Here is an 18,459-nt window from a genome sequence, read left to right on the forward strand (position 1 = left end):
TAATGAAAAAACTATTGGTATATTAAATACCACTACCAATGTGAAAAATATAACATACACTTTTAAAAGCACTGACCTTGCAAGAATATTCAGTGTTTTTATATTTTAGTGTAAATTGAATATTTTATATGAACATGAATCTAGAAATAACTAAACAAATTGCCATCTGGACGTATTTAGCTATGTACCCTAAATTTTAAAATAAGTGGGGGGATAATTTTTAGGTATTTATCCACTTTTCTTAGTTACTTAAGACCTATTAGGATTAAGTTTCTCTAAGTCTGTAGTTACTTTGTCCAAGCAAAAATAAATGATTTAGCATTTACTATAATAGAACTGTTAAAAGTAAAGGGATGATTATATTGAATTTACAGGATATTAGAGGATCTTATGATTTAATGTTAGGGTTAGGCAGCTGGTGTGGTCCCTCTCTTAATTTAAGAAGACATAATTGGAGAAGATTTTCGTTCCCTTTAGACTGGATGATATCTAATTCAATTTCTGATGTGAGTAGATTGCTAAAAAATAGATTTACTGGATTTATGGAGTTTCAAAACTTACAGCGAACTGACGGTTATGCTCATTTTCTCGATGATGGTGTAGCAATCTTTCCTGAAGAAGGAGGAACTGAACCAGTTAATGCTCACTTCATTCATGATACTTACTACAATATCATTTCTGTCCATGATTTCCCTATCATTCCAAACGTGGATTGGACTGTAATGTACCCTTCCTATAAAGAGAAACTCCATCAGCGAATAGCTAGATTTTTGGAGAAAGTCGAAAATAGTTCCTCCATTTTATTTATTAGATGGGGAGCAGCTAGTCCAGAAGAAGCTATAGAATTAAAATCTGTAATATCAGGGTTGACAAAAGGGTCGTTTAATATATTACTCCTTCAGCCGGCAGAGGGACTTAAAAACGTTATTGATATGCATTGGACGATTGATGGGGTCTGTTCTGTTCAAGTACCTATGGATGACCCAAATAATGAACTAGTATGGGATTATGTATTAAACGGAGTAAGTTTGAGTAATTATTGGGATTAGCATTTAAGATAGAGCATATCTTTTTTATGGCCATGATAATGAAGATAAAAAGAAAGAGTCATTATAAAGAAAGACAGCAGAACTTCCTAAAAAGCTTCTGCTGTCTTTCTTTATAATGATTGAATAAATAAATATCCCTTTTAAATTTTTTTATAAGCCCAATACGCAACTCTTTTTAACGCTATTTTTAAAGTTTCACAAAAGAATAATAAGCTCTAAAGAAATCCTTATGTTTATACCGCCTTCCTCCCACTTCACTTAAAAAGTTTTATAAATTGGGTAGCTAAGTTTTTATTGGGAAGATTAATAGATTAGCCTATAGCAAGAAACAAGGGTGAGCATATTTTAATAAATAAGGGGGCGAATACGAAATAGAGCAGGTACTTATGCTCAAATAACATGAATAGGGCGTGTATACAATGAAAGTTATGACTATTTTGGGTACAAGACCCGAAATTATACGTTTAAGCCTCATTATCAGAAAACTGGATGATTATGCTACAGAACACATTTTGGTGCATACAGGACAAAATTTTACCGCTTCATTAAGCGAGGTATTTTTCCAAGAATTAAATGTTCGCCAACCAGATTATATATTGGCTAACCAACAACTTACCCTAGGGGAACAGTTATCAAAAATGTACAAAGAGCTAGAAGGTATATTTTTGAAAGAAAAACCGGACAAAATTTTAGTATTAGGTGATACGAATAGTGGTCTAAGTGCGATTTTAGCTGAAAGAATGGGTATACCAGTTATTCATATGGAAGCTGGAAATCGTTGCTTTGACTTAGAAGTGCCTGAAGAAAAGAATCGACGAATTATTGATTCTATTTCAAGTTTCAATCTTCCTTATACTCCCCAAAGTAAAGAAAACTTACTTAGAGAGGGTATCCCCTCTAATCGAATTATTGTTTCTGGAAACCCAATTAATGAAGTTTTAACGTATTACAAATCTAGAATAGAAGATAGTAAGATTCTTAACAAATTGTCCTTAAAAGAAGGAGACTACTTTTTAGTTACTGCTCATCGTGCGGAAAATGTTGATCATGAAGATCGATTACTGGAAATTATTAAAGGGATCAATATGGTGGCCGAATATTACCAAAAAAGAGTCATATGTAGCATACATCCTCGTACAAAGTCTCGAATAGAACATAGTTCACTTGTTAACATTCACCCACTAGTAGAACTTCATAAGCCATTTGGCTTTTTTGATTTTGTAAAACTTGAAAAAAACGCTTACTGTGTCTTGACAGATAGCGGTACAGTACAAGAAGAATGCTGTTTATTTCACGTTCCTACTGTAACCATTCGTAAAACAACTGAAAGACCAGAAACAATTGAATGTGGAAGTAATATGCTTTCAGGAATAAGTGCTGATCAAATTTTAAGCTGTGTCCATGTAATGGTTAATCAATTAAAAAATTGGTACTATCCCGAAGGGTACGGCCATCTAAACGTTTCAGATAAAGTGATTAAAGTAGTATTAGGAGGAATAAAAGGTGTTTGAAAATAAAACTATTTTAGTGACAGGCGGTACAGGTTCATGGGGATACGAATTAGTTAAACAACTATTAACACATAACCCTAAAGAAATCCGCGTTTTTTCAAGAAATGAGTCCAACCAATTCACAATGAAGCAAGAGTTTGACAACCATCCTAAATTAAGTTTCATAATTGGTGATATTAAAGACAGAGAAGCAATAATGGAATCCTGTCAAGATGTGAATTATGTTTTTCACTTAGCTGCTTTAAAGCATGTTCCAGTATGCGAAGATCAGCCAATTGAGGCATTGAAAACAAATGTACATGGAACACAAAATGTAATAGATGCAGCTATAAGTTGCAATGTAGATAGAGTTGTCTATATTTCTACTGATAAAGCATCAAACCCCGCTAACTTCTATGGCTTATCAAAGGCGATGGGAGAAAGGCTAATTATTCACGCTAACACATTAAATACTAAAACTAAATTTGTTTGTATACGTGGCGGTAATGTACTAGGAACAAACGGGAGTGTTATTCATGTATTTAAAAAGCAAATTCAGGAGAAAGGGAAAATTGGCATTACGGACCCGAATATGACCCGCTTCTTTCTAACTTTAGAAGATGCAATAAAACTTGTTTTTAAGGCGACATTTGAAAGTCTGGGCGGAGAAATTTTTGTTATGAAAATGCCTACTTGCAAAATTATTGACCTAGCTAGTGTATTGATAGAGGCTTCTGGTAAAGAAAAGATTGAAATTGAAACATTAGGTATACGACCTGGAGAGAAAATACACGAATTACTTTTATCTGAATATGAGAGTACGACCACTGTCACATATGATGATGAATATTTCGTTATTTTACCTCCAATCCATATTGAAGGCTTAAAAGAATATTATGCACCATACACCCTTGTAAACCTAGAAAAATATGATTCAAGTAAAGAAACAATTAGCAAAGAGGCAATTAGAGAAATGTTGCTGAAAGGCGGTTTTATTTAAATGAAATTATTGATTCTTGGTGGAAAAGGAATGGCAGGGCATGTAATCACAAGGTATTTCATGCTAAATTCAAATTATGATGTATCCTATACATCAAGAGATCCTAAGGATAAAAATGGAATTTACTTGGATATAACAAATTTTAAAAGGCTCGAGGAAACTATCGATGCTATAAAGCCAGATATTATTATCAATTGCATTGGAGTCTTAAATGAACACGCAAGTAATAATCCTATGCGTGCTTTTCAAATAAATAGCTTACTACCGCATCAATTAGCTAAATTAATTGAACGTTATCAAGGTAAGTTAATTCATATTAGCACAGATTGCGTATTTTTAGGATTAAAAGGGGATTATACAGAAAACGATTCTCCAGATGGTACATCGGTATATGCTCAATCTAAACAACTTGGTGAAATTGTTGATAATAAGCACCTAACAATCCGTACTTCAATAATAGGTCCTGAACTGAAGGAAGGTGGAATTGGTCTATTTCTTTGGTTCATGAACCAACGGGGAATAATAAAAGGGTATAAAAAAGTTTTTTGGAACGGAGTAACAACCTTAGAGTTAGCGAAGGCAATTGAATTTTTTATAGAAAATAATGTTACGGGATTATACCATCTACATTCAAAGCAAAAGTTATCAAAATTAACATTATTAGAATTGTTTAAAGAAGTTTTTGAGAAGGATGATATTGAAATAAGTCCCGACGAGGAAGTAGTATTAGACCGAACAATCATTAGTACCCGCACAGACTTTTGTTACACCCCTCCAGGTTACAGAGAAATGTTAAATGAATTAAAAGAATGGATGTCTAAATAATTCCCTCTAAATAATAGAAATGATAAAGAAAGCCACACTAAAAATGATGTCCTTTTTTATCTCCACCTATTGTTTGAAGTTTTGTGATTTATTTAAACATTCATTTTTAAATAATTAAATTAAAGGGGTAATAGACAGCCAATTATTTCAAAATGAAGCTAATTAGCTGTCTCTTTTTATAATACCTTATTTGTTGTGTAACTCTTATAATTATAAAAGCTAACTTAGCATAACCCATTCAGGAAGAGCTAGATCTTTTAACTTGTTCAGGAATTACATACACTGTTAAACCATAACGCTCTTTTATTTCAGTTGCAATTTGATCTGCTGTTACTTTATCGTTAAATGCTCCTGTTATCACGCGGTAACGTTGTTTTTGAGTGGAGTTATTATCATTACTATTATGAGTCTCTTGAAAGTGATTATTATCCATAATACACCCCTCCTTATTTGCTTACTATGTTATAACTAAGGATAAGTTAATTTAAATACTTAGTTACAAACAGATTTATCAGTTGCTCTTTACCATAGTAAGGGCACCCTTAAAAAGCACCCTAACATCCTTAGAAGAGATGCCTTAAATGAAATTGAATAAAAATTCGTTTCAACTTGTCCAATAATCTTCATGTTAATTATATTTAGAGAAAACAATTTATACGGTATAACTGACTTAGAACAAAATAAAGAATAAATTCTATGTATTTACACTAATACCTCAGCACATATCCTCCTTGGAGATTTAATATTTGCTCTTACTAACAGCAAAACTTCACAATTATATAAAATTACCCTTTTATAATTAGGTAAGAAAAGGCTCCTTCATGTAATTATAAAAGGGTAATATCGGCTAGTATCATCTTCCAATAATGATTGTTTGCATTCCATTTATCATGATTAGGCAGTTCAATAGCACAGACTCTTTGCAGAGACCAACTCTTTTCAACTAAATGGTCCACATCTGTATGATTAATAACAAGAATTTTAAAATCATTAGCAATCATTCCAGATAAGATAGCTTCAAGCTCAGCAGCTTCTTCAAAACTTGCTTCAGTTCTTATAAACAGGATTCTTTGACCTGTAGACAACTTCTCTAAAAAGCGCTGAATTCTTCTATCATATTTTTCTTTAACCTCAGCATAGCCACCTAAATAGGTAAGTGTATTTTTGTCTGTTTTAAAATCATGGTTAAACCCTATATTATAAATTTCATCCCACACTAATAAGTCCCATTGTGATATATATTTTATAATTCTAAGATTCTTTAGATTCAAAAAATCAGCAAATCGGTTCTGTAAGAGAACATTAACATTCTTTAAAGAAGGAGACGAAACCCAATCTAAGATTCCGGAAAACGTTCTTAAGTTGTTATCTTTAAGCTGAAGTGAAGTCAAACACAAATCCCCTAAACTGAAAATAGCGTCGTATTGCCCTTTTATACCTTCTAAATTCATACTATTTTCCCCTTAAAATAAAATTTGTACGAGTCTATATATTATATTAAATGCACAAATCTAAAAAAAGGAAGGGCTAGTAACTACTAATCTAATAAAATAAGCATTCACACAAAGGATTATGGGTGGATCATAGAGAAGCTTTAAGTCAAGTGAGTAAATCGACTAACTATTAAACAATCATATTTATAAATGCCATTGATTATTTTTTTAAAAATGCGTATGTTTCTGCTAAGCCACTAAAGATAGAAACTTGAGACTGCCACTTTAATAGCTTATGCGCTTTTTTACTATCGAGACAGCTATGTTTAATATCTCCAGGTCGTCCTTCCGTATGGCTTATATTAATTTTAGAACCATGAATCTTCTCAAGCTCCTTTAATAGACGATTCACAGAGGTTCTCTGCGTAGTACTAGCATGAATAACCTCCTGGTGGCCCTTGTCAATAGCAGCTATATTTGCCTGAACAATGTCCTTTACGTAAATAAAATCACGGGTTTGTTCACCATCACCATGAATATTTAGCATGGTTCCTTTATTTAGTCTATCTAAGAATACTGCAACTACTCCTCCTTCACCCTTTGGGGTCTGCCTAGGTCCATATACATTTCCATAACGAAGAATTGTATAAGATAGTCCATATAAATGAGAAAATAGGCGTATATATGACTCGGCTGTTAGCTTAGATAAACCATAATAAGAAATAGGTACTGTAGGGTCCATCTCGGTAATTAAATCTTTTTGCAACTCTCCATAAACAGCTGAAGTGGATGCAAATATAAATTTATCAACAGAAGCATCTCGACAAGCCTCAAGTATATTGATAGTGCCCTTTATATTTACATCAGCATCGTACTGGGGATCATTGATGGATCTTGAAACATCCGCCTGAGCAGCCAGGTGAAACACTATATTTGGCTTTTCCTTGAGAATAATTTGTTTAGTCTGTTTGCTACATATATCTTCAACATGAAGAGTAGCAAGAGGATGTATATTCTCTTGCTTTCCTGAGATCATGCTATCAATTATATGAACTTCAAATCCTTTTATAATAAGTTCTTCCACAAGATGGGAACCAATAAAACCCGCCCCTCCAGTTACTATAGCCTTCATATACTATTCTCTCCCTCTTTAAGTTTCAATAGTATATGTCATCAAAAAGGTTACTGTGTAAGCTCCCTACCCAATACTTCATTAAAAAGATGTATTGATTTACCTTTGCCACACTACTAAAAGTTATAAGCTTACTTCCGGTCTGAGAGAGCCTTTTCGTAAACGTTCAATACCTTATCAACTGCTTTTTTTTGTGACCAATGATTTAAGGCCCATTCCTGTGCTTTAGACCCTAAGTTATCCCTGTATTCTGGGTTTATTAATAAGTTATAAATATTTTTACATAGTGAGTTTGGATCTCCAGCAGGCGAAATTATTCCTGTTGAACCGTGTTGAACCATTTCTGGTAATCCCCCTGCATCACTTACTATTACGGGTTTTCCAGCAAGTTGCGCTTCAATTACGGATAGGGGTTGATTTTCTATAAGGCTGGGAAGTACAAAGATATTAGCGAGAGATAGTAAAGAAGGGACATCATTTCTGTTGCCTAAAAAAACAACTCTTTTTCCTAGCCCTAGTGCTCTGCTCTGAGCTTTTAACTCAGCTTTTTTATCCCCATCCCCAACTATCCAACATACCCATCCTTTTTTTAACTTTTTTAATTCACTGAGTGCAGATAATAAATGATGAATTCCCTTAATCTCAACCAACCTTCCCGTATAAATAATTACTTGTTGACCAACGCGTGAACGAAGAGTTGAGGGGTTTTGCATCCGCTGAAGAAAAGAATTAATATCATATCCATAATGAAATACTGTGAGCTTTTGCTCTTGAACCTGAAATTCCTTTATTAAAATATTCTTAAGCCAGTTATTTGCGACCACTGTACAGTCAGCAGACATAGCACCTGTATGCTCAAGCTCATTAAAATACTTACATGCTATATCGGCGGTAGAGGATTTCAAAGTATTTTTAACGTAGTGATTTAATTCGTGAGCCACACAACCGTGTATAGTTGCTACTAATGCTGTTTTTTCAGGTTTTAGCGGGCTAATACAGGCAGTTGACACTACATCTTGTGTATGAATTATATCGTATTGATCTATGCCTAGATTCGTAATTCCTTCCATATAACCCAGACGCTGCTTCTCATAAAATTTAACTACTTCATCTTTATATAGGAGAGGTTGATTTTTCTCTTTTTGAGCTAACTTTGTGACTAATGAAAGCTCATCTTTAATAAATTCTTGATTTTTATTAACAATATGAACTGATTCATTCCCTGCTCCATGACCAAGCAAGTCTACTTCATGTCCCAAGGCTTCAAGTTCTTTTTTTAACTGTTGCATATAATTCCAAACGCCACCTACATGAGGGACTTCCCAAAATGTAGCAAGTAATATTTTCATAAATTTCTCTCCTCTTTTTATAACATCAGCGCTCCCAAATCCCCTTATATATAGGTATTCATGCAGCTAATTAATGTTATAAACTACCATTTTTATTTAAAAAACAATATTTTAATCCAGTAGCATAAAGGCTCTAAATGAAAGATTTGTTTTTTTTAGCATACATCTAATATTAAGCTTAATTTAATGGAAAGTTTAAATACACTGGGTGGGATGTGAAACTAATGAACGCAAAACATAAATTATTAATTACCGGAGCAAGCGGCTTTACTGGACAACATGCGTGTGAATATTTTTCAAAATTAGACTTGGATATTATAGCCATAACTAACAAGAGAAACTTTTGTTATAAAAAAGTTAGAACAAAACAATGCGATTTAATTAATAAAAAGGGAATAAAAGACCTTATTAAACAAATAAAGCCTGATTATGTTCTCCATTTAGCAGGACAAAATGCGGTAGGTCGTTCATGGGAAGACCCTCTTAATTCCCTTGAAGTGAATGCAATGGGTACAGTATATCTTATTGAGGCTCTCCGACAAGAAGCACCAGCTTCTAAGACAGTTATTGTGAGTTCAGCTCTCCAATTTAATCCAACCTCTATCCCCACTTTTAATCATCCCTATGGCCTAAGCAAAACGATACAATCTATTTTTTCTCAATTTTGGGCTGCCTTATATAATATGCATATTGTCATTGCTAAACCATCAAATTTAATAGGACCGGGATTCTCTACAGGGGTCTGTTCAATTTTTGCTCAGAGGATTGTAAATATGGAAAGAGGGAAAGAAGAAAAATTCTTAAATGTTAGTAATTTAAATAATCGTTTAGATTTTTTAGATGTACGAGATGCAGTGAAAGCTTATGATTGTCTTCTCAAGAAAGGGAAGTCTGGTGACATATATGATGTCTCTTCTGGTAAGAGCCATTCCTTAGGTGAAATTATAAACATGTTTAGGAAAACAACGAATATTCCATTTCAAACAAAATTAGATAATCAAAGCCCTATAGTTAATCATGTTGATCTGCACCCTGTATCTTTAATTGAATTAGGGTGGCAACCAAAAATCCCTCTGGAAACTACTATAAAGAACATTGTTGATTTTTATCGTCAACAAGTAGATGGTCCTAATAACTAGTGAAAGAAAAATGGCTACTTTATTAATTAGTCCTTTGCTGCTTCTTATAAAATCTCTTGTGTGAAATTAATTAAGATTTACTTTAATTGAGCCTTTTTCCATATTCTCACTAGAGGTTGGCATATGAAAGGTGTTTTTTAGAGAGTTTTCATATCATTTAACAAGTTCTTTGCATATTCTAATTGAGGAATTAAACAAGGTAATTTCAAACTAATGGGTTCCTTAATATTCCGTAAAGTATATAACTTATAATTTCCATTGCTTAAATTAAAGCTATCATTTTGATGAATTTTGAATTAAGCATGGATAATAAGCGAGTCATATACCCTGAACACAATTTATTTTTTGGAGGGTAAATAATGGGTCCAAAAGTATCAATAATCATTCCTTTTTATAACTGTCCTTACGTTGATCAGGCAATTAAAAGTGCCTTAGATCAGACATATGAAAATATAGAGATAGTGGTAATAGACGATGGTTCTACAAGCCATACGGAAAAAATTATGCCATTTAAAGACAAGATTATTTATATAAGGAAAGAAAACGGAGGAACTGCTACTGCTCTTAACACCGGCTTATTTGTTGCTACAGGAGAGTATATTGCTTGGTTAAGTTCAGATGATTATTTTGTTCCTGCAAAAGTTTCTAAACAGATAGAATTCATGACTAAAAAGAAAATAGACGCCAGTTTCACAAATTTTGATTACATTAATAAAGATAATCAAGTTTTAGTTCCTTGGTGTACTAAACGCTTTAGCAATCTTGATGATGTATATAATGCTTTTCTAACTTATAATGCTATTAATGGCTGTACAATTCTTATAAAAAAGGAATTTTTTGATAAAGTGGGGGTTTTTTCTCCAGACTTTCGTTATACACACGATTATGAAATGTGGTTCCGCATGCTTGTGAATGGCTATGAAATTCATTACTTTGATGAATCCCTTACAAAATTTCGCTCACATGAGAATTCGGGAACACGTAAATATCAACCCGAAATGCAAAAAGAGATGAAAATTATTGAATATCATTACCGTCCTCTTTTAAAAGAATATATAAAATCGCTTCAGTCAGACCAGTCATAAAGTGTGTATAAGTTTACAATTCTCTATGCCCACCAATATCTATCTCAACCTTATTTAATAAGCTACTTCACTACTTGTTCGAATTATGAATCCCATCCAAATAATTAAAATCCTCCCTTACAAGTAGTGCTACCCCTTATTCTTAGTCTCCTTACACCTATATACATTTAAATCTTGTTACATACATCTCTAATTGAAATATTAAAAGAATAAGCCCCCTCCATATCAATTAAAAATTTTTCACATATTATACATTAAGGAAAGCCTATATAACTAAGAAAAATTTACTTAACCTTATATAAATGTGGTAAATCGGATATTATTTTTGGCCCAATTTTTTTAAGAAAGAAGGGAATTAATAATAAATGAAAGACAAAAATACTTCATCATTTGATAAAAATCTTACTGATTTCTTAGATGAGATAAAAACCAAATTGCATCCAGACTATAAAATTCCTGATCCTCAAGTTATAAATATAATTTTTAAATATACTCAGTAAGCTAGTAGAGCTTTCTACAATGTTGTTATAAGCTTACACACCCAACACCAAAATATATGCAAAACAATTAAGGGATGATTATAAATGAAAATTTTATTGGTTTCCTATTATCCACTCCCCTATACCGGGGGAGTTTGGACGTTTGTATCATTACTCAAAAAATCTCTTGAAGACTTGGGGCATTCTGTCGATGTACTCAGCCATACTCCTGATACAACCAAATATCGAATTATAGGGCAAGAAACAGAAATAGAAATTGATAATATTTCTCCTTATATTAAAGAAAAGATCATAACAGAGATGCCTTCATTACCTATAAACAGCTGGATATATAATGTTGAAATATTTCGTTATAGCTTGGAGCTATCAGCCGTATATTATAATCTCCAACACTATGACATCATTCATGCACTAGATGTAACAGCGGCAAGAGCTATAAGTAGAGTTAAACCTTCAAACATCCCCCTTGTTACTAGTGCACTGGGTAACCTATCAAGGGATATTTTCTTTACCCTTAAGACCATGCATCGAAAAAAAACTGATCAACAACTGCAAGATACATTTGAATATCAATACCATAAAACCCTTGAACGTCTAGGATATCAATCTAGTAATTTGATTCATAGTCCCACGCTTTGGATGCGTAATAATATTATAGATAACTTTTCTATTTCTCCGGATAAAATAATGACTTTTTCATACGGATTAGATATTAAAAATTTTCAAGAAGATTCTATGAAACACCCTATTATTGGACCAAAAAAGGGAAAGAAAATTATCCTGTTTATGGGGAGGCTCGTTTATTTAAAGGGTGTTCATCATCTACTTGATGCACTTGCGCTTTTAAAAAAGGATAGAGATGATTGGGAATGCTGGATACTCGGAGAAGGAGAATTAAAAGCAGAGTTGCAAGAACAATGCCAAAGTTTAGAGCTTAGTACCCACATTAGATTTTTAGGAATCTCTAATGATGTTGCTCATTTTCTCAAAGAGGCAGATATTTTTGTTCACCCTAGTATACATGATACCCAGCCTTATTCTGTCATGGAAGCTCAACTAGCAGGTTTACCGGTTCTTGTAAGCAATACGGCAGGTTTACCTGAAATGGTTGAGACCGGCAGAAGCGGATTAGTTTCCTCTGTTGGAAACATCCATGAACTATATGATCAGTTAAGATATTTACTTGAAAATGATATTCTTCGTAAACAACTGGCTGTCTGTACTAAGGAATGGGCGAAAGAGCGATGGTCTCTTGATACCATGGTTAATAATGTTCTGTCACTGTACCAACAGGCTAAAGGTTTAGAAACAGAAAATGAAAATTCAACTTAAATAAAACACCAGAGCATGTAAAGGCTCTGGTGTTTTATTTATTATCATATTCCAAGGGACCTAATCATAGCAATAAAATTTGTACAGTATAATTCCGGACTAAAGTTTATCTTTACATGCTGGAGAGCATTTTTTCGTATATACTCTCTTAATTGAGAATCCATTATCAACTCTTTTGCTTCCTTAACAGCTTCATCAACATTACCTAACGTATAATATTTTCCTGTTTGATTATGAATAATTGAACTTTTTACACCATCAGAGTCTGTTGTCAATACAGGACACTTACAGCTCATTGCCTCAAGAAGCGAATAAGGTGCTCCCTCTACTTTAGAGGTAGAGCATAAAAAGCCACCAGATTCACCGATCATTGAAAAATAATTTGCCATTTCATTGTTAGGGACATTTGCGTGAAGCAGAAGATTTGCCTCTAAATTTAATTCTTTAATTAAATTTTTAAATTCAGCTCTTTCTTTTGGTTCACTTATAGTAGGATCTTCAAACATATGTAATTGTATGCCTGAATTATAATTATGAACTAATTCACTACCTATTTTTAAAAATTCTCTCCAATTCTTATTATCTTCAATTCTTCCAATCCATGCAATATGTGGAGTATGACTTTCAGGTACGGATCGGTATGAAAACTCATTAGTATCAAAACAGTTGTTAAAACTAAAAACAGGGAATGAGGGATAAAGTTCATCTAACAGCTGCATAATGTGAGGGGTTTTAGGGTTAAGGAAACCAGAAGCGTATTTAGTTACAAGAGGCACAGCATTTGTAAGGGCAGCTCTGGCGGTGCTTTTTGGACCGTATCCTTGTATTTCTATAATCATCTTTCCCCGATAACCTAGTGATTTAAATCTAGGTAAAGCTTGGAAATCTGAAACGATCACAACGAGACTGTAATTTCCATCATCCAATATTTTTTTTATCTCTGTGTCTTCATTTGTTACAAACGTTTGAGTACCATGATCATTTATTGTCTTTTTTCTATTTTCATAATAGAGACAGTCGGCATTAATATTATATTTCTTAAGAGCTTTACACCTTTGACGATTTAAAGTCTCTACACCACCACTTGGGACATAGAATACAAACAATATATTCATTTCTTACCCCCATTTAGTAAATTAATTTAAAAACAAAAATTATAGATCGTATATTAAACCTTAAGATAATAAAGGTCACTCTAATAAATAATATGCATAAATTGAACTGCTCTTTTACTTAACTTACCAATATTATTAAATTAAAATTTTTATTCACTTTAAATGGTGAGTAAAATTAATCTAACGAATATCTATTTCATATTTAAAATATGTTTCATATCTTAATAAATGTAATGTTATTTAATAAGGTATTAGAGATAAAATAATAATCAAATAGGATATTAATAAGTTTAATGTTATCTGAAAGGAGAATTAAATATGTTAAAAGTATCTGTTATTGTACCTTTCTTCAACTGTCCATTTATTAGTCATGCATTGGACAGTTTACTAAATCAAACCTACAATGATATTGAAATTATCGTGATAAATGACGGATCTACTCAATATAAAGAAAAAATCATTCCTTATTTAGATAAAATTATATATACAGAAAAAGAAAATGGGGGAACAGCAAGTGCTTTGAATGTGGGTATCAAGTTGGCTACCGGAGATTATATATGCTGGCTTAGTTCAGATGATATTTATTATCCCCAAAAGATTGCTCTCCAGTTAGAATTCATGATTATAAACAATGCTCTTTTTAGCCATACAAATTACTACGCTATTAATGCAAAAGGTAATATTATAACTCCTCCTATAGGATTTCATCCCTCAAGTAAGCTTGAAGTACTAAAACAAATGAGTAAGGGAAACATTATTAATGGCTGTTCTACAATGATAAATAAAAATGTGTTTACTTCTGTAGGCTTTTTTGATGAAACACTCCTTTATACTCATGACTATGATTTATGGGCGCGAATCATTCAAAAATTTGATCTTCATTATCTTTCCGAACCGCTTTTATTATCTAGAATTCATGAAAATATGGGTACTAAAAAATATGCTTCCTTTATTAAGGAAGAAAATAAAGTCGTCATTAACCGCCATCAAAATACTCTGACGCAACTAATCACAGAATATATAGCAAAAGACAGTTGATAAACAACAATACCTTAGGGCAGTCAATGCCTGATATATTCACAGTCTAAAAGTTACTTTACCAAAACAAATTGTTAAGTTTATTCTTCATACTAAAAAATTTAAATATAAACACAGAACATTTGTAATACACTGCTCTCTTGCATATACCCCTCAAATACACATAAAAGATTATTCAACCCCTGACTAAAATAATTAAAATGCTGAGCACCGAAAAAATCGGATAAGCATATTATAAAACATAGACAATAATGTAAAAAAATGCAATTAAGAAAGGATGATTATATTGGCACTATCAAGTGAAGCTAAAGCAAGGTTACTCAACCTACTTGGGACATTACAAACGTTACCCACTACAGCGACTTCTACAACTAACAATCTGTTAAACACTGCTAATTCATCAACTAATGTAACTGAGCTCCTTAACACTTTAAATACTAATGGCCTTGTGGATACTTCTTCAATCACTAATCTTTTGAACTCTACTACCACTAATGTAACTGATCTGTTAAACACTACTACCGCCAGCGCTACTGACCTGTTAAACACTACGACTGCTACTGCTACTGGCCTTCTAAACACTACCACTACAGCGACTACTAACCTTTTAATTGATCTTCTAAGACTAAGACTTCTACCTAGTTTAAACGCTCTACGTAATGATTTAACAAATCGTCTTAACCAAACAGTACAATTTTCAACAGAGTACGAGACACTTACAGGAGTTTTACTTGCCGTTCTATCAGATTATGCCGTTTTAGTAGAAAGTGATGGAACGATGAATTTTGTAAATCTAAGCAAAATTGAAACAGTAGCATCACTTTAAGGAGGAGGTTTATTATATGTTTGAAAGCTTTTTAGCTGCAGAATTAACAAAACGTATTGGGACACCAGTAGAAATTGCTATGTCTGATGGTTTTGTGGAAGGAATTATTACTTCTGTTACAGGTAACCTTCTTACTATCCTTCAGACAGTTGGATATGGTTATGGTACTACTACTACTCCACTAACTATATCTATCCCTGCAATTAACTTTGTTACTTTTTCTCCAGTTGCTTAATTAAGCAATTTTAAAAAATCGCTCCAACCGGAGGGGTTTTTTTTTGTGATGCTTAATTCATGCTCTCTCACATTATAAACTGTAAAATCTTTATATAATAAACGATTTTCTCTTAGTAAATGATTTAATATACTAACGTCTTCATACATACGACCATTCTCAAAGTCTATAATTGGAAATCCTTTATTCTCCTTTAAAGGCAATGTCCGATAGACGCGCGGGCCTAAAGGAAACGTATATGAGAGCAATTCCATTTTATTAAACACTTGGCTTCCTTTTCTAATACCTTTGTATTTTACTTTCTCTGGGTTTACCTGTTTCCAAGCTCTTAAATTACCATAAAGAACAGCAACATCGTCTGATAAGCTCCTTAAATAATCTCTGATAACAAAGATCGCATCAGGATCTAGCCAATCATCAGCGTCTAGTTCAATTATAAAATCTGTCTCAATGTATGGGAGTAATTCATTCAAGGCTCTGGCCTTTCCACCATTCTCTTTAGTTAAAAGTTTAAACCTAGGATGGTAAATCCATTTTTCTAAAATCTTATAAGACTCGTCAGTCGAGCCATCATCAACCACTAATATCTGTTGTGGTGGACTACTTTGTAGGAAACATGAATTAATAGCAGTTCCTACATAGTTAGCCATATTATAATTTGATACCATTACTGCTACGGAGGGGTGAGCTATTTGGTTAGGTATTTTTAACTGATATTTTTCTATAAATCTTATTTTTTCAATATTACTTGTAGAAGCATCTTTAGAGTACTGACTAATAATACCCCTATTCTCTAGTATAAGGTGGTAATGACTAACCAGAGATAGCCATGAAGGTAATATGGCTTCTTTAAAAGGAACTCCGTTATCCTGAAAAAATATATTTTGTTTTAAGAAATGCGTCTTTACAAAAAAAGGTCGTTGAATTGTTATATTTTTAATTGTATTCTGATAAGCCATCACTTGTTTTTCATTGTTTAACTCTAATTGTATCTCTGTTATGTTTGAATTTAAATAATCCTGGTCGTAAAGAAATAAAACATATTCACAAGATAGCTCGTTAATATAATTATTTAACACTTTTCCCAAATCATTGTTTTCTATTTTCACATATTCAATTTTCACATGCGTAGTAAAAGAATCAGCTACCTTTAACAAAAAGTCCGGTATATCTATAACTACGACCTCTTTTACTCGATTGATAATAAAGTTTAAAGACGTTAAGGCCTGCTGTAATGCATTTGAGTTAGAATAACTCAGTAAAAAGACTTGAATATCTTTCATGATATAAAATAACCTCCATTATACAAGGTAATGATTATAAATATTCCAATAACGGGGGTATTGATACTTTTATAAGCTTATTGTCACTAATAAGACGGTACCCTAATTTAATTTTTGTATAGCAGATATCTTACCTTATGAAATTTCGTTACAATATTTGTAACGGAATTAAAAAGTAATTATTTATAAAGTTACTCATATGTAGTTTAACTTCTTTATGATATTAAATAATGTATGTAAATTTTACCCTAGGGAAGTATAATTGATTAAATTCCATTCCGTTAATTAAGGTTTGAAGTTGTACTAAACTAATTAGTTTGTCCAAGCATAAAAACTTACTTGTCATATAATAATAAATAATATAGAAAGGAGGTTACTCCATGACTAGATTATTAGATGCTAGAACATCCCAAAATGCTAGCATCGCTAACTCTATTTCTATTCCTATTACTATTCTCTCGCAGCCGGGATTATTTGGACAAATTGGGCTTAATGTTTCAGGAGCTACAGGCCCTATCCGTACTCAATTAAGCGGGACAGTTACTTGCCAATTACCTCTACTACCTGCAGCAACAACGATTTCTATTACAATAGTCAGAGGAACTGCCCTCACTGATCCTGTCATTTATTCCTCTTCAGAATCCTTAAATATAAATCTATTAGGCCCCCAACTTTTTACCTTCACAGCTTCTGATTTTAACATCCCTGCACCGGCTTCTGGCCTTTTAGTCTATACGGCATTTATTGGCTCAAATCTCCTAGGTACCGTGAGAGTGGGACCAGAGAGTTTTAATGGTATTGCTTACTCAGACTAATACTAAATGAAAATCTTGTCACTCTCCCCCTCAGATGGTGAATCTAAATACTAGAATTGTTTAATTCTCTTATCCTTTAATAATTTTATCTATAAAATATAAAAAGCACCTTTCACAAGAAAAGTGCTTTTCCATTTTAGGGAAATTAAATAACGAATAAATTTAGCTAAATATATCCATGAGTTTAAATGTGACGTAATAATCTTTAGAACTCTATATAATTTTGGTGTACTCTAAAACTATTAACTGAGGGAACCGTTTTTTAGACTATCCCTCTCTTTTTCTGCTAGTAACCTCTTAATAGATAAAAAAATCCAAGATTATTACGATTATCTCTTTATTTTAGTTTGTAGCGTTAAAAAAATAACTCATAATTATGAGCTAAGTAGAGAAACAAATATTGCGATTAACACTTGAATGGCCACTTGAATATTTAAAGCCACATCCGCATCAGTTGTATTAACTTTTACATTTACTGAGCCTTCGATAACTGTTTTTTGACTATTGCGTTGTTTAGTCCCTAATAGTGCTGTCATTTCTTCAGCTACAATTTCACCCTGATTGACATTACTTGTGAGGATGGCTACCACTGCTGCAATAGCTACCTGAATAGCAACTTGTAGTTGTACCGCTACTTGTGCATCTGTTGTGTTTACTTCAACACCCTCAGAATCTTTAACAATAATCCATTCAAAAGATTCTTGTTCAACTGAACTTACTGCATCTGCATCCTGATCGATAACTGCTCCATTATGTGTTCCAATTTTACAATGGTCCAGCGCTCTCCATTTTTGTTCACCCATACTATTTCAC

The 18,459-nt window shown here is 32.8% G+C and carries 18 protein-coding genes; 11 read left to right on the plus strand and 7 right to left on the minus strand.

Annotation, left to right across the window (positions count from 1 at the left end; genetic code table 11):
- Positions 1 to 362: 362 nt before the first annotated feature.
- The 4 genes from POF52_RS25220 to POF52_RS25235 all read left to right on the plus strand — a co-directional run bounded on the left by POF52_RS25220 (position 363) and on the right by POF52_RS25235 (position 4,364).
- A complete protein-coding gene (locus POF52_RS25220; protein WP_170959602.1) occupies positions 363 to 1,049 on the plus strand; it encodes a DUF1796 family putative cysteine peptidase in 687 nt (228 codons plus the stop codon).
- 419 nt (positions 1,050 to 1,468) lie between these two features.
- Positions 1,469 to 2,560: a non-hydrolyzing UDP-N-acetylglucosamine 2-epimerase gene (gene wecB / locus POF52_RS25225; protein ID WP_029319773.1), complete on the plus strand. Its 1,092-nt coding sequence runs from the start codon at positions 1,469 to 1,471 to the stop codon at positions 2,558 to 2,560.
- The gene (locus tag POF52_RS25230; RefSeq protein WP_176585979.1) at positions 2,553 to 3,539 is read left to right on the plus strand and encodes a polysaccharide biosynthesis protein; all 987 of its coding nucleotides are present in this window, start codon (positions 2,553 to 2,555) and stop codon (positions 3,537 to 3,539) included. Before wecB ends, POF52_RS25230 begins: the two co-directional genes overlap by 8 nt.
- A complete protein-coding gene (locus tag POF52_RS25235; protein WP_097813205.1) occupies positions 3,540 to 4,364 on the plus strand; it encodes a dTDP-4-dehydrorhamnose reductase family protein in 825 nt (274 codons plus the stop codon).
- Between the two features lie 238 nt (positions 4,365 to 4,602).
- Here the strand turns inward: POF52_RS25235 and POF52_RS25240 are convergent, their stop codons facing one another.
- The 4 genes from POF52_RS25240 to POF52_RS25255 form a co-directional block, all read right to left on the minus strand.
- Positions 4,603 to 4,797, minus strand: coding sequence for an SPOR domain-containing protein (locus POF52_RS25240; protein WP_097813206.1), 195 nt, complete (start codon positions 4,795 to 4,797; stop codon positions 4,603 to 4,605).
- A gap of 394 nt (positions 4,798 to 5,191) precedes the next feature.
- Positions 5,192 to 5,815: a DUF1796 family putative cysteine peptidase gene (locus tag POF52_RS25245; protein WP_098450060.1), complete on the minus strand. Its 624-nt coding sequence runs from the start codon at positions 5,813 to 5,815 to the stop codon at positions 5,192 to 5,194.
- 202 nt (positions 5,816 to 6,017) lie between these two features.
- Positions 6,018 to 6,929, minus strand: coding sequence for an NAD-dependent epimerase/dehydratase family protein (locus tag POF52_RS25250; RefSeq protein ID WP_098450059.1), 912 nt, complete (start codon positions 6,927 to 6,929; stop codon positions 6,018 to 6,020).
- 131 nt (positions 6,930 to 7,060) lie between these two features.
- Complete coding sequence (locus POF52_RS25255; protein ID WP_116327263.1) at positions 7,061 to 8,278, minus strand: glycosyltransferase family 4 protein; 1,218 nt, start codon at positions 8,276 to 8,278, stop codon at positions 7,061 to 7,063.
- 224 nt (positions 8,279 to 8,502) lie between these two features.
- On the opposite strand from POF52_RS25255, the gene POF52_RS25260 reads away from it, so the two are divergent.
- The 3 genes from POF52_RS25260 to POF52_RS25270 all read left to right on the plus strand — a co-directional run bounded on the left by POF52_RS25260 (position 8,503) and on the right by POF52_RS25270 (position 12,334).
- Positions 8,503 to 9,417, plus strand: coding sequence for an NAD-dependent epimerase/dehydratase family protein (locus POF52_RS25260; protein ID WP_211079285.1), 915 nt, complete (start codon positions 8,503 to 8,505; stop codon positions 9,415 to 9,417).
- A 359-nt stretch (positions 9,418 to 9,776) separates the two neighbouring features.
- Positions 9,777 to 10,502: a glycosyltransferase gene (locus POF52_RS25265; RefSeq protein WP_271995975.1), complete on the plus strand. Its 726-nt coding sequence runs from the start codon at positions 9,777 to 9,779 to the stop codon at positions 10,500 to 10,502.
- A 584-nt stretch (positions 10,503 to 11,086) separates the two neighbouring features.
- Positions 11,087 to 12,334, plus strand: a complete 1,248-nt coding sequence (locus POF52_RS25270) for a glycosyltransferase family 4 protein (protein WP_098450055.1) — start codon at positions 11,087 to 11,089, stop codon at positions 12,332 to 12,334.
- Between the two features lie 44 nt (positions 12,335 to 12,378).
- Here the strand turns inward: POF52_RS25270 and POF52_RS25275 are convergent, their stop codons facing one another.
- Positions 12,379 to 13,449: a glycosyltransferase family 4 protein gene (locus POF52_RS25275; protein WP_098450054.1), complete on the minus strand. Its 1,071-nt coding sequence runs from the start codon at positions 13,447 to 13,449 to the stop codon at positions 12,379 to 12,381.
- A 318-nt stretch (positions 13,450 to 13,767) separates the two neighbouring features.
- Between POF52_RS25275 and POF52_RS25280 the strand changes: the two genes are divergently transcribed.
- The 3 genes from POF52_RS25280 to POF52_RS25290 all read left to right on the plus strand — a co-directional run bounded on the left by POF52_RS25280 (position 13,768) and on the right by POF52_RS25290 (position 15,548).
- On the plus strand, positions 13,768 to 14,487 hold the full coding sequence (locus tag POF52_RS25280; protein WP_271995979.1) for a glycosyltransferase family 2 protein: 720 nt from the start codon (positions 13,768 to 13,770) through the stop codon (positions 14,485 to 14,487).
- A 277-nt stretch (positions 14,488 to 14,764) separates the two neighbouring features.
- Positions 14,765 to 15,313 (plus strand): DUF2642 domain-containing protein, encoded by a 549-nt coding sequence (locus POF52_RS25285; protein WP_271995982.1) that lies wholly within the window; start codon positions 14,765 to 14,767, stop codon positions 15,311 to 15,313.
- Positions 15,314 to 15,329: 16 nt separating this feature from the next.
- Complete coding sequence (locus tag POF52_RS25290) at positions 15,330 to 15,548, plus strand: hypothetical protein (RefSeq protein WP_074684250.1); 219 nt, start codon at positions 15,330 to 15,332, stop codon at positions 15,546 to 15,548.
- Here the strand turns inward: POF52_RS25290 and POF52_RS25295 are convergent.
- Positions 15,545 to 16,831, minus strand: coding sequence for a glycosyltransferase family 2 protein (locus POF52_RS25295; RefSeq protein WP_271995985.1), 1,287 nt, complete (start codon positions 16,829 to 16,831; stop codon positions 15,545 to 15,547). The genes POF52_RS25290 and POF52_RS25295 overlap by 4 nt on opposite strands.
- Positions 16,832 to 17,211: 380 nt before the next feature.
- Between POF52_RS25295 and POF52_RS25300 the strand changes: the two genes are divergently transcribed.
- Positions 17,212 to 17,646 carry a hypothetical protein gene (locus POF52_RS25300; RefSeq protein ID WP_271995987.1) on the plus strand — a complete coding sequence of 145 codons (435 nt, stop codon included), beginning with the start codon at positions 17,212 to 17,214 and terminating at the stop codon, positions 17,644 to 17,646.
- A 374-nt stretch (positions 17,647 to 18,020) separates the two neighbouring features.
- Here the strand turns inward: POF52_RS25300 and POF52_RS25305 are convergent, their stop codons facing one another.
- A complete protein-coding gene (locus POF52_RS25305) occupies positions 18,021 to 18,449 on the minus strand; it encodes a spore coat protein (protein ID WP_098450051.1) in 429 nt (142 codons plus the stop codon).
- Positions 18,450 to 18,459 lie beyond the last annotated feature (10 nt).

It is taken from the genome of Priestia sp. AB (assembly GCF_028369225.1).
Classification (GTDB): Bacteria; Bacillota; Bacilli; order Bacillales; family Bacillaceae_H; genus Priestia; species Priestia megaterium.